This window comes from Leclercia pneumoniae, assembly GCF_017348915.1.
GTDB classification, from domain to species: domain Bacteria; phylum Pseudomonadota; class Gammaproteobacteria; order Enterobacterales; family Enterobacteriaceae; genus Enterobacter; species Enterobacter pneumoniae.
Genome location: NZ_CP071383.1, coordinates 3,597,593 through 3,609,950 on the forward strand (window position 1 = coordinate 3,597,593; position 12,358 = coordinate 3,609,950).

Here is a 12,358-nt window from a genome sequence, read left to right on the forward strand (position 1 = left end):
TTTAGCTCCACATCAGGGCCAGCAGAAACAGCGTCTCGCCGGTTTCTGCCAGCGCGCCAAGGGTATCGCCGGTCTGGCCGCCTAAACGGGTACGCAAATAGCGCACCAGGCACGCCATCAGCCCCCAGGTGACCAGCATCGCCACCACGCCGTGGAGTCCGGTCAGCGCCACCACGATAAGCGCGCCGATGAGCAGCGTTATCGCCGCTTCGTGAAACAGAATGCCGCCAATGTACAGCGTACCCAGCCCCTCGCCTTCCCGGGCATAGCGCTGACCATACATCCCCAGCACCAGCCCTGCCCGTGAGACAACCGGCGCACAGACCAGCAGCACGAAGAGTTCCGCAGGGGGACGAGAGGATAAGCCCGTCACCGCCATCACCTTCAGCAGAATGCAGAAGATCAGCGCCAGCCCGCCGAAGGTGCCGAGGCGGCTGTCCTTCATGATCGCCAGCATCCGCTCCCGGCTACGGGCAGAGAAGATCCCGTCGCAGGTATCGGCCAGCCCGTCGAGATGGAAGCCGCCCGTCAGCAGGGCCATCGCCAGCGCCCAGACGGCGGCCCCCAGGTAAATGCCGCCGCCCGTCTGGCTCACCAGCAACGCGGCCAGCGCGGCCACCACGCCGACAAACAGCCCCACCAGCGGGAAATAGGGCACGCCACGCCCAAGCTGGCGAAACTCGACGCCATCGGCCCACTTCTCCGGCACCGGGAAACGGGTCATTAGCCGCAGCGTGGCCCAGAGTAAATTCAGCTTCATTTAATTTTGACTCCAATCCCTGAGACCATCAGCCATACGTCGTCTGCGGCCAGGGCCAGCTTCTGGTTGGCCCGGCCGGCGATATCGACAAAGTGACGTGCGAGGCGATTTTCCGGGGTGATGCTCATCCCCAGCTCATTGGTAACAATAAATACCGGTGCCGCCGTGTGCTGGCAGGCGGTAATCAGCGCGTCCACCTGCTCCTGCAGCCAGATCTCCAGCGGCGCGAAATCGAGCGTATCCGGATCGGCACCGCCGGAGGCCTCGTACAACAAGTTAGCGAGCCAGGTGGTGATGCACTCCAGCACCACCCCTTCTCCCGGCTGCACCTGCTCGCGTAGCACCCGATCGAGCGCACGGTATCCCTCCCAGGTGCGCCAGTGTGCGGGGCGCTGCGCCTGATGCTGCGCAATGCGGCGAGCCATCTCCTCGTCCGTCACGACGGAGGTCGCGATATAGAGCACCTGCTGACACTGTCCGGCAACCAGCTTTTCAACCTGCGCGCTTTTGCCGCTGCGCGCCCCGCCCGTAACTAAAATCATGCCATCGGCTCCTGATGCTCGCGCATAATCCGGTAAATGCTCTGTAGATCGAGATGCTGGCGCATGCTCGCCGCCAGCTTGTCAAACTGCTGCGCTTTATAGGCCGCGTAGTCTGGCAAGGTTTCCAGGGGGGCGAGTCCTTTTCGCACCCGCAGGCTGTCCACCAGGGTACGGGTAAAGATGTCGTTGTCGAACAGACCGTGCAGATAGGTACCCCAGACCAGACCATCGTCGCTCACCGCGCCGTCGGCGACGGGCTGACCATTTTTTTGCAGGTACAGGGCCGGCTGCGCGCCGGTAGCCAGGGTGGTTTGTCCCATATGGATTTCGTAGCCGCGCAGCGTCAAGCCTGAAGCGCTGGCCAGCCAGCCGGGAAGTTCAGCCAGTCTGGCATCGACCAGGGTAGTGGTTTTAAGTGGGGCGAAACGGGTGACGGTCTCCAGCAACCCCAGCCCTGGCAGCGTACCGAGGCCGGACTCCACCTCATCTATCAGGGTGTTGCCTAGCATCTGATATCCGCCGCAGATCCCCAGTAGCGGCACGCCGTTCCGGTGTTGCACCCGCAGCGCCTGCGCCATCGCGCTCTCCCGCAGCCAGGTGAGATCCTGCAATGTACTTTTGCTACCCGGCAGGATAATCAGATCTGCGCCTGCAAGCTGGTACGGATCGCGGACATAGCGCACCCGCACGTCCGGCTGCGCGGAAAGGGCATTAAAGTCGGTGAAATTGGACATGTAGGGCAGTTGCACCACGGCGATATCGACGCTGCGCTGCCCCTGCTGCATGGCGCGGCGTTGTAACACCACGCTATCTTCCTCTTCCAGATCAAGCTCCAGCCAGGGCAGCACGCCCAGAACCGGCACGCCGGTGAGCGACTCAATCTGCCGCAGTCCCGGGGTCAGCAGCGACACATCGCCGCGAAATTTATTGATGATGACGCCTTTCACCCGCCAGCGCTCATGCTCCTGCAACAGGGCCAGGGTGCCGTAGATCGCCGCAAAGACGCCGCCGCGATCGATATCGGCCACGAGGATCACCGGACAGCGGGCAATCTCGGCCATGCCCATATTGACGATATCCCGGTCGCGCAGGTTGATCTCTGCCGGGCTGCCCGCCCCTTCCAGCACCAGCCGGTCGTACTCCTGCGCCAGGCTCTGGTACACCGCGGCAATCTGCTCGCGAAGCCGGGGTTTGAAATCGTGGTAGCGAACGGCATCCATATCGCGCAGCACCTCGCCCATCAGCACCACCTGCGCCTGGCAGTCAGAGGTGGGTTTCAGCAAAATGGGGTTCATACGCACATCCGGGGGGATCCCCGCCGCTTCGGCCTGCATGATCTGCGCCCGCCCCATCTCTTTACCGTCAGGGGTGATGCCGGAGTTGAGCGCCATGTTTTGTGATTTAAAGGGGGCGGTGCGCCAGCCATCCTGATGGAGGATCCGGCACAGCCCGGCCACCAGCACGCTTTTTCCCACGTCCGAGGCGGTGCCCTGCAGCATGATTGCCTGCGTCATTACTTCTCCTGAATACCTTCACTGAGAGGTATTCAGCTTATCACTACATGCCTCCAGCCCAACACTATCGTTGCGCTGACAATGGTGAGGATGGCGGCAATATGCAGCAGAAAATCCAACGGGTGTATCTCAACGGGGTGGCAAAAGGTGAGCAGCGTCAGCGCCATGCTGGCGACCCCGGCCCCGGCGGTCGCCAGGGTGCGCAGAGGATAGAGCGACCGGGTGCGGCGCAGATACGCAATGACAATCACCACCATCGGGGCGCTGACCGTGAGCATAAAGGCATAGCAGTTCACTTCGTCGCTGTGATGCCCGGCAGGAGGCGATGAATTGAGGCTGAACAGCGCCCCTACGGCCCACAGCAGCAGGGGCAGCGCAAACCAGCGCCAGCTCAGCGGCTTGCGCCCGGCAATACTCAGGGTGAACGCATTCGCAATCGCCATCCCCCCTACCAGGAAAGCGAGAGAGAGTTGCACCACCGCCAGCCAGGATCCCGCTGCAGACCAGTCGGTGGCGGCACGGTTGACCAGCAGGCTGCTTAATCCTGCGCAGGGGAGCGCCAGCAGCATCCAGGTGAGCACCCGCAGATTGCGGGCCTGCGGGCGCGTCACGGGCGTCGCCTCGCGGCTCAATTGTTTAATCAAGAGATCATGATCGGCCATGGTTCGCTCCCATCCGGCGAAGATTGGTTAAGGCTCTGTGCAGGAGAGATTTGACCGCCGAAATAGTCAGGTTATGCCGCGCGGCGGCCTCGGCGAGGCTCATCTCCTGCAGGTGGATATGCTCCACAATCTGGCGCTGTCGCGCCGGAAGCTGGTCTAAAATCAACGCCAGCTCCTCTTCGGTTTCTTGTTGCCCGATATTCCCGGTCCAGACCCCTTCCGCCAGCGGCTCATCGTCGCTTTCCCGCCGCTGTCGCCGTCCGCGCTGGCGTAACGCATCCACGGCACGCGCCTGCGCGATCGCCATCAGCCAGGGTAAAAAGGGGCAGGCCGGATCGTAGGTATGACGCACCCGGTGCACGGTGAGCAGCACCTCCTGAATCACATCATCGATCAGCACAGGATCGGCAATCTGCTTACGGACCAGCGCCCGAATCACCGGCACCAGGGCCCGGAGTAGCAGGGAATAGGCGTCGCGATCCCCGGCCTGTGCACGCGCCATCAGCCCGGGCCAGGTCTCGCGCGGAGCCAGATTGCTATCCATCATTCGCCATGCGAACTACCTCACGCTTTTTTACCGGCCGCCCGATCGAGGGCGTTCACCACAATCGACGGGGTCAGCACCTGCGGCAGCACCTTAGGTTCGCTACCGTCGGCCGGATAGACCACGTACAGCGGCAGCCCGCCCTGCCCGAAGGCCGTCATGGCATCGTCGATATCGGCGTTAAATTTGGTGGAGTCCGCCACCATATAAATGGTGCCAGTGCGCGACAGCGCCTGCTTCACCGCCGCGGTAGAGAGCGAGGTGCGATCGTTCACCTGACAGGTGATGCACCACGAGGCGGTAAAGTTCACAAAGATAGCTTTGCCGTGGCCGCGCATCTCTGCCACCGTTTGCGGCGACCACTTCACCGGCGCGACCTGGCTCGCAACGGCCGGTTCTGCCGTAACGGACTGCATCTGCATGATGCCCGGCAGGGGCGTAATCGCCGCCACGAAGAGCACCACCGTCACCGCCAGCAGCACTTTATACGAACGCCCGGCGAAACGTCTGCGCTGGGCCATCCCATACAGCCACGCGGTGAAGCTCACCACCACGGCACAGGCCAGCATTGCCGCCAGCGCGGTGGTTCCCGCCTGTTGCGCTAATACCCACACCAGCCAGGCAAAGGCGCCAAACATCGGAAACGCCAGCCCGCGTTTGAGGATATCCATCCACGCGCCCGGTCTGGGCAGGCGAGCGGCGATCGCCGGGAAGAGCGAAATCAGGGTAAAGGGGGCGGCGAACCCCAGCGCCAGCGAAAGGAAGATAACCAGCGAAACCGCTGGCGGCTGCACCAGCGCATACCCTACCGCACCCGCCATAAAGGGGGCAGAGCATGGCGTAGCGACCACAATCGCCAACGCGCCGGTTAACGCCGAACGGGTAAATGCCCCGCGCCCGCCTGAGATCTCACCCGCTCGCTGCAGGGATAATCCCACCTCAAACACCCCCAGCAGGTTCAGCGCCGCGCCGAGGATAATCAGCGCCAGCGCGGTAATGACCAGTGGAGATTGCAGCTGAAAGCCCCAGCCCACGGCGGTACCGCCAGCGCGCAACGCCAGCAACACGGCAGCCAGCGCCAGCATGGTAAAAATCACGCCCAGTAAAAAACCGAGCCCTTCGGTGCGGGCGCTGGCCCGGTCTCCCTGATGTCACAACAGCCCCAGCGCCTTCAGCGAAATCACCGGAAAAACGCACGGCATAAAATTGAGGATAATGCCGCCGGCGAAGGCGGCCAGAATGGCGGTTAACATAGCGGGCCCCAAAACTAATTATGAATGTGTGTTCGCGTATTGCTTCACGGCATCCATGGACTTCTGGATATGCTGGTCAGGGTTACGGTCGGTATAGCTCATCAGAATTTTACCGTCGGGGGCGATGACGTAGGAGGTGCGGTCAGAGACCGTTTTACCGTTCATCTGCATCAGCGTTTTGTACTCGCCCGCCACTTTCGCGCCGGGATCGGCGGCCACGGCAAATTTATCACGGCACTCCAGCTTCGAGAACTCATCCACCTGATCGACATTCCCGGCGGTGACCCCAACCACGGTCGCCCCCAGCTTTTTAAAATCATCGCTCGCTTCGGCGAAAGCATGTGCCTCCAGGGTGCAGCCTTTGGTAAAGGCTGCCGGGAAGAAGTAGAGCACCACCGGGCCTTTCTGTAATGCCTGCTGAAGCGAGAAGGTGAGCGGCTTGCCCCCCAGCGCCCCTTTCAGGCTGAAATTGGGCGCGTTATCCCCCACCTCGAGCGCCGCGTTGGCATTCAGGGTGAAGAGGGAAAAGGTCAGTACCGCAGCAGCAGAGAGGGTGTTTAACAGTTTCATGGTCAGCTCCATCAGGAAAAAACGTACTTTATGAATCATAGTTCGCACGCTAAGACCCGAAGGTTTCGCTCGCCGATAAAAAAAATCCGCAAGGGTCGCTTGCGGAGGGGAAGAGAGCGTCAGGATGGGTGGAGGTTACCGATCTTTTTCCACCATTAACGGTTCAATATCGCTCTCTTTCTTAATCACCAGCGAAGTATCACCGCGCAGGCAGGTACCGCCGTAATTGCCGCCGACGGTAAAGGTACAGACCTGGATATACTTCTCGTCCACCTTCGGCAAACACCACAGCTGCTGGTAGATGTTTTTGCGATCGACAAACTTGCCGCTCGATTTATCCAGTAGCTCCTCCTGCGGGCTGATGAGATCGATATTGCTACCGCAGCGCCCGGCGATAGGCTTCACGGCATACCCGGTCTGGCTAAGCAGTGCGTTGACCTCAAAATCGGTATCCAGCAGGTAGCGATGGTGAGGGAAGAGCTGCCACAGCACCGGCAAAATGGCTTTGTTGCCGGGGATCACCGTCCATAAAGGTTCAAAGACCAACACTTCCGGGCGCAGCAACACATCGATTAAGCGCACCTCGTTTTGCGGATGGCCGGTACGGATAGGAACCGCCGCGTACTCGGTTTCACTGACTTCGCGGATCTGCTCGATGGCCGTCTCCCACGCCCAGGTTTTCCAGACGCAGTTGACCAGCCGCCCTTCATCATCAATTAATTGACCCGCCGCATCCCAGCTTAACGCCCCCAGCCCATGCAGGATTTTGGTTTCAAACCCCGCCTGAAGCAGCGAACGCTGAATAAAGAGCGCGTGGTAATCCTCCTCCACATCGTTGTCCTGCATGATGTGCACAAAGGGGCGGGCCTGGCTGTGCTTCCAGGCGCCAGAAAGCTCTTCCAGTAACCCTTCCGCCGGGTTATGTCCGCCGCCGCGATAGCCGTTTTTCACCCATTCTTCCAGGATCAGGCCACCTTCGGTGTGGCACGACGCGGAGTCAGCGTTGTACTCATAGACCTTGATGCCACGCTCATCCATGCAGAAATCCATGCGGCCGGTAATCATATGGTGACGACGCCACTGCCAGGAGAGACGCAGGCGCGGCCAGAGAATTTTCGGAATGTCGAAAAGCGCCAGTAAGTTGTCATCTTTCAGCACCTTGTCGGTGGCATGCAGATACATCAGGTGCAGCTCGTTGGTCGCTTTGATCAGCTCCTGCTCGGCGCTTTCGGTGATGGTGAAGTAGTGGCAGGGATCGTGATTGATAAAATGGCCGTTGGCACGCACGTAGGCCTGCTGCAGCGCATCGTTCTCATTGAGCCATTTGCCATCAAACTGGCGGTTGTTTTTCAGCCGCGCGCCGCGAATATTCAGCAGTTCGCCGTTTACCTCAGGCTGCGGGAGGCTGTGTTCGGTGTCGCTGGTCTGAATCATCCAGCCCAGAATTTCGGTGTCGCTGAAGGTGTCATGGAGCCGGTAGCAGCCGTTCTCCACGCTCATTCTGAGTTCGCGCGTCCACTGCTGTCCCAGCGGCAGCGGAGAGTGAATAACATTCTGCTCCGCAATGCGCACCTTATCACCCAGCCGTTGCGTGATGACGGCCACGTGGCCGGTTTCGTGGAACTCACCACCCTTTTGCCAGATAAGCAAAGCCCCCGCCTCCGGCGCGCGCTGAGAGCCGTTAGCAAAGGCCTGCAGCGGCAGGATATCGTCATTCACTACCTGACGAACAAAGCGTAAAGAGAAGATCTCCCACGCCATGCGCACATCGGTAAAGACAAAGCCGTAATTCAGGAACAGGAAGCGGCGGGCAAACTCAACGCACTGCCACTTGTGCCCCATATATTCATTGCCGGTATAGCTGCGAAAATCGGCATCTTCCGGATAATTTCGCGGATCGAGGGAGCTGTAATTCGAGGAGTAGATCGCCACGCCTCCCGGCGCATAGCCTAATAATGTCCCGAATGGCGCATCACTGCTTAACGTTCCTTTACGCATGTTTCCAACCTAATAAAGGCAGGCGGCAATTTTTTAGGGGGTTGTCGTCGTCTGCACGTTGTAATTAACCTGACAGAGGTGGATTTATCATACACCCGCGTGGCAAATTATTCGCCGCAGCAATAACGAAAAACAGACAACACAGGAGTCAATATGAGCGTACAGGCGCAGCCGCTGGAGTGGGGTCACGGCCCACGCATCTTTGAAGTGTTCCTGGAACCGACCTGCCCGTTTTCGGTCAAGGCCTTTAATAAGTTAAACGCGCTGCTGGAACAGGCTGGCGAGGATAAGATCACCGTCAAAATCCGTTTACAGTCGCAGCCCTGGCATCTCTTTTCCGGCGTGATTGTGCGCTGCATTCTGGCGGCGTCGACGCTGCCCGAGGGGAAAGCGGCGGCACACAAGGTGATGCAGGCGGTGGCCGATCGCCGGGAAGAGTTTGAATTTACCGACCACTGTAGCGGGCCGAATATGCAGGCGACGCCCGAGGAGATTATCGCGCGCATCGAGGGTTACAGCGGGGTGCAGCTTGCCGACGCCTTTGCGCGCCCGGAACTGCAAACGGAAATTAAGTGGCACTGTAAATATGCACGTCAGAATGGGATCCATGTCTCCCCAACCTTTATGGTCGATGGTCTGGTGCAGCCCGATTTGGGCAGCGGTGACGACGTTGCGGTATGGGTGAAGCGACTGCTGGGATAAGCGCCACCCTCTCTCGTCCGGGCGAGAGGGTGGCTCCTGTTACGTTTTAAATAACCAACAGGCGGTAAAGTGCCCCGGCGCGATCTCCTGCATCGCCGGTTCCTGCGCCTGACACACCGGCATCGCATGGGGGCAACGGCTGCAAAAACGACAGCCTGGCAGCGCCGAGGTCGGCCCTGGGATCTCGCCCCGCAACGTGGCGTTATCAAGATTGCGGATGCGCGGATCGGGCTGGGGCACCGCCGCCAGCAAAGCACGCGTGTAGGGATGGGCCGGATGCTGATAGAGCGCATTCGCGGGTGCGACCTCCACCAGCTTACCGAGATACATCACCCCAATGCGGCTGGAGATGTGGCGCACCATCGACAGATCGTGGGCGATAAACAGATAGGTGAGCCCCAGCTCCTGCTGTAAATCCTGCAGGATATTCACCACCTGCGCCTGCACCGAGACATCCAGCGCCGACAGCGGCTCATCGCACAGTACAAACTCCGGGCGCACGGACAAGGCGCGGGCAATGCTGATGCGCTGACGCTGGCCACCGCTGAACTCATAGGGGAAACGTTGCAGATGTTCCTGTTTGAGCCCCACTTTATAGAGCAGCGTTTCGGTACGTTCACGCTGCTCCTCCCGACTGTAGCCGTGGATCTGCATCGGCTCGGCAACCAACTGCTGCACGGTCATGCCGGGGTTGAGCGAGGAGTAGGGATCCTGAAAAATCGCCTGCATCCTTCTGCGCAGCGGTTTCAGCTGTTTCTCGCTGGCCTGGGCAATGTTCTGCCCGGCAAAGTGGATCTCGCCGGAAGTGATAGCAAACAGGCGTAAAATGGCGCGTCCGAGGGTCGATTTGCCGCAGCCTGACTCCCCCACCAGGCCAAAGGTTTCACCGGGCATGATGTCAAAACTGACGCCATCCACCGCTTTTACCGCCGCCCCCTTTCGCAGTAGCCCGCCGTTTAGAGGATAGTGTTTGCGTAGCTCACGCACGCTGACTAATGGAGTACGTTGTTCGCTCATGCCTGAACCTCCTTATCGGCCCATAGCCAGCACGCGGCGCGGTGGCCTTCGTCCATCCGGTAAAACGCTGGCTGCCGATCACACTGCGGCATCCGCTTCGGACAGCGCTCGGCAAAGGGGCAGCCGGGAGGCGGATTGAGCAAGCCAGGTGGCGTGCCCTCGATCGGCGATAATCGCTGATTCACCTCGCCCGGACGGGGCAATGAGGCCAACAGCCCCTGGGTATAGGGGTGCGCCGGACGGTAAAAAATGTCCTCAACGCTCCCCTCTTCCATCACCAGCCCGCCATACATCACCACGACGCGGCTACACACTTGCGCCACCACGCCCAGATCGTGGGTGATGAGCAGGATGGCGGTCTGGGTTTGTTGTTGCAGACTTTTCAGCAGACGCAATATCTGCGCCTGAATCGTCACGTCCAGAGCGGTGGTCGGTTCGTCGGCAATCAGCAGCTTTGGGTTACAGGAGAGCGCAATGGCTATCATCACCCGCTGGCGCATGCCGCCGCTGAACTCATGGGGATACTGATTGTAGCGCCGTTCCGCCTCGGCAATGCCGACCTGCTCCAGCATCGACAGCGCCGCCGCTTTGGCCGCTTTTTTGGTCAGCCCTTTATTACGCATCAGGATCTCAGACATCTGCTTGCCGATGGTGAGCACCGGGTTAAGGGCGGTCATCGGATCCTGGAAAATCATGGCGATCTCATTGCCGCGAATGGCGCGCATCTGCTGCGGCGTTTTTTGCGCCAGATCGGCATTCTGAAACCGAATACTGCCACCGGTGATGCGGCCGTTACTCCCCAGAAGCTGGATAATGGATTTACAGGTCACGCTCTTGCCGCAGCCAGATTCGCCAACAATGCCGATAAGTTCCCCCGGCTGCACCTGAAAGCTCACACCGCGAACTGCATGGACATCTCCCTGTCGGGTATGGAAGGTGGTTTGCAGATTATCGAGTTCGAGCAAGTTACTCATCGCGGTTCGCTCCCGGCTCAAAGGCGGTACGAAATACGTCGCCTAATACGTTAAAGCTGAACACCGTCAGCAGGATCAGAATGCCGGGGAACATCGCCAGCCACGACGCTTCGCCAATGTACGACTGGGCGTTGTTGAGCATACTTCCCCAGGAGGCGGCCGGTGCCTGTACGCCAAGCCCAAGGAAGCTCAGCGTCGACTCCATCAGGATCGCCGAAGCGATATTGAGCGTGGCGGCCACGATAATGGTCGGCAGCACGCCGGGAATGATATGGCGCACGATGATCCGTAGCGGCTGTTCGCCGGAAGCACGGGCATATAGCACATATTCGCGCTCTTTAACCGAAAGCGTTTCGGCACGTACCAGCCGGGACATGTTCATCCACGTCAGCAGGCTGATGATAAAAATGATGTTATCCACGCCTGGCTTGAGGTAAGCGTTCACCACCAGCAGCAGGAAGAAGGCCGGGATCGCCATCAGAATATCGACGATACGCATCATCAGGTTATCGAGCCAGCCGCCAAAATAGCCGCTGATCGTGCCGACAAGGGTGCCAATCAGCGTAGAGAAAACCATCGCCAGAAAACCGACCATCAGCGAGATCTGCCCGCCGTAGAGGGCGCGGGTAAAGTAGTCGCGCCCGTACTCATCGGTACCAAACCAGTGAGTACTGTCCGGCGGCAGGGTACGGGCGTTCAGCGCCATCTGATCCGGGTCGAACGGGCTCAGCCCCGCGCAGAGCGCGGCGACAACAAAGATAAAAAGGACAAATAACGAGAACTGCGCCGGACGGTTGCGGCGCAGCTGGTGACGAACTTGCTGCCAGCGTCTGCTCATCCGGGTTACCTCAGAGTACGAATGCGGGGATCGGCGAAGCGATACAGTAGATCGGCGATCAGGTTGCCCACGATCAACATCATGGAAGAGAGCATGATGATCGCCATGATCAACGGGTAATCCAGCGAGGTGATCGACTGGATCCCCAGCAACCCCATGCCCGGCCAGGAGAAGACGCTTTCCGTCACGTAGGCCCCGACCACCAGCTCCCCAAACGACAGGCCGAACAGGGTAATCACCGGCAGTAGCACGTTTTTCAGCACATGGCGGAACAGAATGCCGGAACGGGTCGCGCCGTACGCGAGCTGGGTCTGCACGTAGTCGGCAGAGAGCTGCGTGATGGTATTGGAGCGAATGTAGCGCACATAGCTTGAGAGATTGTAAAAGGTGAGCGCAATGCACGGCAGCACGCCGTGGCGAACCACATCCAGCCAGTTATCTTCCATGCCGATGGTGCGCATCCCCATGCTGGGAAACCAGTTGAGTTGTACGGCAAACACGGTGATCAGTAGTATGCCGAACCAGAAGATCGGCACCGAGATGCCAATATAGGCAAACAGATTCAGCAGATGATCCAGCCAGCGATGTTTAAACGCCCCGGCAAGCAGCCCGAGAGGAATGGCCAGCACGATGGCCAGCAGCAGCGACGCCCCCATCAATCCCAGGGTGGCCGGAATGCGCTCGGCGATCATCTCCAGCACCGGGCGGTGATAGATAAGCGAGTAACCCAGGTCGCCCTGCGCGACGTTTTTCAGCCACAGCAGGTACTGGGTGACCAGCGGCTTATCCAGCCCCAGGCTTTGACGGATGCGCTCGATATCTTCCGGCGCCATCCGCGGCGTGATATAGGCGGCAACCGGGTCGCCAGGAGCGAGTTTGACCAGCAAAAACGCCACCAGCGAAATAAAGAACAGCATCGGCAGCAGTTGCAGCAACCGACGCGTGAGTAATGTGTTCACGACATGCCCTTAAACGACTTACCTT

General features: G+C 59.7%; 12 protein-coding genes and 1 pseudogene. 1 reads left to right on the plus strand and 12 read right to left on the minus strand.

Going from position 1 to position 12,358, the window contains the following annotated elements:
• Position 1 precedes the first annotated feature (1 nt).
• The 8 genes and pseudogenes from cobS to gss all read right to left on the minus strand — a co-directional run bounded on the left by cobS (position 2) and on the right by gss (position 7,843).
• Positions 2-760 carry an adenosylcobinamide-GDP ribazoletransferase gene (gene cobS, locus JZ655_RS17435; RefSeq protein WP_207292393.1) on the minus strand — a complete coding sequence of 253 codons (759 nt, stop codon included), beginning with the start codon at positions 758-760 and terminating at the stop codon, positions 2-4.
• Entirely contained in the window at positions 757-1,302 is a 546-nt protein-coding gene (gene cobU / locus JZ655_RS17440) for a bifunctional adenosylcobinamide kinase/adenosylcobinamide-phosphate guanylyltransferase (protein ID WP_207292394.1), read from the minus strand. Before cobU ends, cobS begins: the two co-directional genes overlap by 4 nt.
• Complete coding sequence (locus tag JZ655_RS17445; RefSeq protein WP_207292395.1) at positions 1,299-2,816, minus strand: cobyric acid synthase; 1,518 nt, start codon at positions 2,814-2,816, stop codon at positions 1,299-1,301. The genes cobU and JZ655_RS17445 overlap by 4 nt, the downstream gene beginning before the upstream one ends.
• A 32-nt stretch (positions 2,817-2,848) precedes the next feature.
• The gene (locus JZ655_RS17450; RefSeq protein WP_207292396.1) at positions 2,849-3,478 is read right to left on the minus strand and encodes an NrsF family protein; all 630 of its coding nucleotides are present in this window, start codon (positions 3,476-3,478) and stop codon (positions 2,849-2,851) included.
• Entirely contained in the window at positions 3,465-4,022 is a 558-nt protein-coding gene (locus tag JZ655_RS17455; protein ID WP_207293874.1) for a sigma-70 family RNA polymerase sigma factor, read from the minus strand. Before JZ655_RS17455 ends, JZ655_RS17450 begins: the two co-directional genes overlap by 14 nt.
• Before the next feature lie 20 nt (positions 4,023-4,042).
• Positions 4,043-5,275, minus strand: a pseudogene (locus tag JZ655_RS17460) (protein-disulfide reductase DsbD family protein).
• An 18-nt stretch (positions 5,276-5,293) separates the two neighbouring features.
• The gene (locus tag JZ655_RS17465; protein WP_040078395.1) at positions 5,294-5,845 is read right to left on the minus strand and encodes a peroxiredoxin; all 552 of its coding nucleotides are present in this window, start codon (positions 5,843-5,845) and stop codon (positions 5,294-5,296) included.
• A gap of 135 nt (positions 5,846-5,980) precedes the next feature.
• On the minus strand, positions 5,981-7,843 hold the full coding sequence (gene gss / locus JZ655_RS17470; protein ID WP_040074037.1) for a bifunctional glutathionylspermidine amidase/synthase: 1,863 nt from the start codon (positions 7,841-7,843) through the stop codon (positions 5,981-5,983).
• Positions 7,844-7,996: 153 nt separating this feature from the next.
• Here gss and JZ655_RS17475 point away from each other — a divergent pair, with 153 nt between their 5' ends.
• On the plus strand, positions 7,997-8,545 hold the full coding sequence (locus JZ655_RS17475; RefSeq protein WP_207292397.1) for a DsbA family protein: 549 nt from the start codon (positions 7,997-7,999) through the stop codon (positions 8,543-8,545).
• Between the two features lie 39 nt (positions 8,546-8,584).
• On the opposite strand, the gene JZ655_RS17480 is transcribed toward JZ655_RS17475, so the two are convergent.
• Genes JZ655_RS17480 through JZ655_RS17495 form a run of 4 tightly spaced genes read right to left on the minus strand, consistent with a single transcriptional unit; the run spans position 8,585 to position 12,333 of the window.
• Positions 8,585-9,562, minus strand: coding sequence for an ABC transporter ATP-binding protein (locus JZ655_RS17480; RefSeq protein ID WP_207292398.1), 978 nt, complete (start codon positions 9,560-9,562; stop codon positions 8,585-8,587).
• Positions 9,559-10,536, minus strand: a complete 978-nt coding sequence (locus JZ655_RS17485; RefSeq protein WP_040074034.1) for an ABC transporter ATP-binding protein — start codon at positions 10,534-10,536, stop codon at positions 9,559-9,561. The genes JZ655_RS17480 and JZ655_RS17485 overlap by 4 nt, the downstream gene beginning before the upstream one ends.
• Positions 10,529-11,374, minus strand: a complete 846-nt coding sequence (locus JZ655_RS17490; RefSeq protein ID WP_040074033.1) for an ABC transporter permease — start codon at positions 11,372-11,374, stop codon at positions 10,529-10,531. The genes JZ655_RS17485 and JZ655_RS17490 overlap by 8 nt, the downstream gene beginning before the upstream one ends.
• Before the next feature lie 5 nt (positions 11,375-11,379).
• Positions 11,380-12,333: an ABC transporter permease gene (locus JZ655_RS17495; RefSeq protein ID WP_207292399.1), complete on the minus strand. Its 954-nt coding sequence runs from the start codon at positions 12,331-12,333 to the stop codon at positions 11,380-11,382.
• Positions 12,334-12,358: the final 25 nt, after the last annotated feature.

Bases quoted from the DNA above. Each gene is read 5' to 3' on its own strand.
- cobS (WP_207292393.1), bottom strand. From the start codon at position 760: ATGAAGCTGAATTTACTCTGGGCCACGCTGCGGCTAATGACCCGTTTC.
- cobU (WP_207292394.1), bottom strand. From the start codon at position 1,302: ATGATTTTAGTTACGGGCGGGGCGCGCAGCGGCAAAAGCGCGCAGGTT.
- JZ655_RS17445 (WP_207292395.1), bottom strand. From the start codon at position 2,816: ATGACGCAGGCAATCATGCTGCAGGGCACCGCCTCGGACGTGGGAAAA.
- JZ655_RS17450 (WP_207292396.1), bottom strand. From the start codon at position 3,478: ATGGCCGATCATGATCTCTTGATTAAACAATTGAGCCGCGAGGCGACG.
- JZ655_RS17455 (WP_207293874.1), bottom strand. From the start codon at position 4,022: ATGGATAGCAATCTGGCTCCGCGCGAGACCTGGCCCGGGCTGATGGCG.
- JZ655_RS17465 (WP_040078395.1), bottom strand. From the start codon at position 5,845: ATGAAACTGTTAAACACCCTCTCTGCTGCTGCGGTACTGACCTTTTCC.
- gss (WP_040074037.1), bottom strand. From the start codon at position 7,843: ATGCGTAAAGGAACGTTAAGCAGTGATGCGCCATTCGGGACATTATTA.
- JZ655_RS17475 (WP_207292397.1), top strand. From the start codon at position 7,997: ATGAGCGTACAGGCGCAGCCGCTGGAGTGGGGTCACGGCCCACGCATC.
- JZ655_RS17480 (WP_207292398.1), bottom strand. From the start codon at position 9,562: ATGAGCGAACAACGTACTCCATTAGTCAGCGTGCGTGAGCTACGCAAA.
- JZ655_RS17485 (WP_040074034.1), bottom strand. From the start codon at position 10,536: ATGAGTAACTTGCTCGAACTCGATAATCTGCAAACCACCTTCCATACC.
- JZ655_RS17490 (WP_040074033.1), bottom strand. From the start codon at position 11,374: ATGAGCAGACGCTGGCAGCAAGTTCGTCACCAGCTGCGCCGCAACCGT.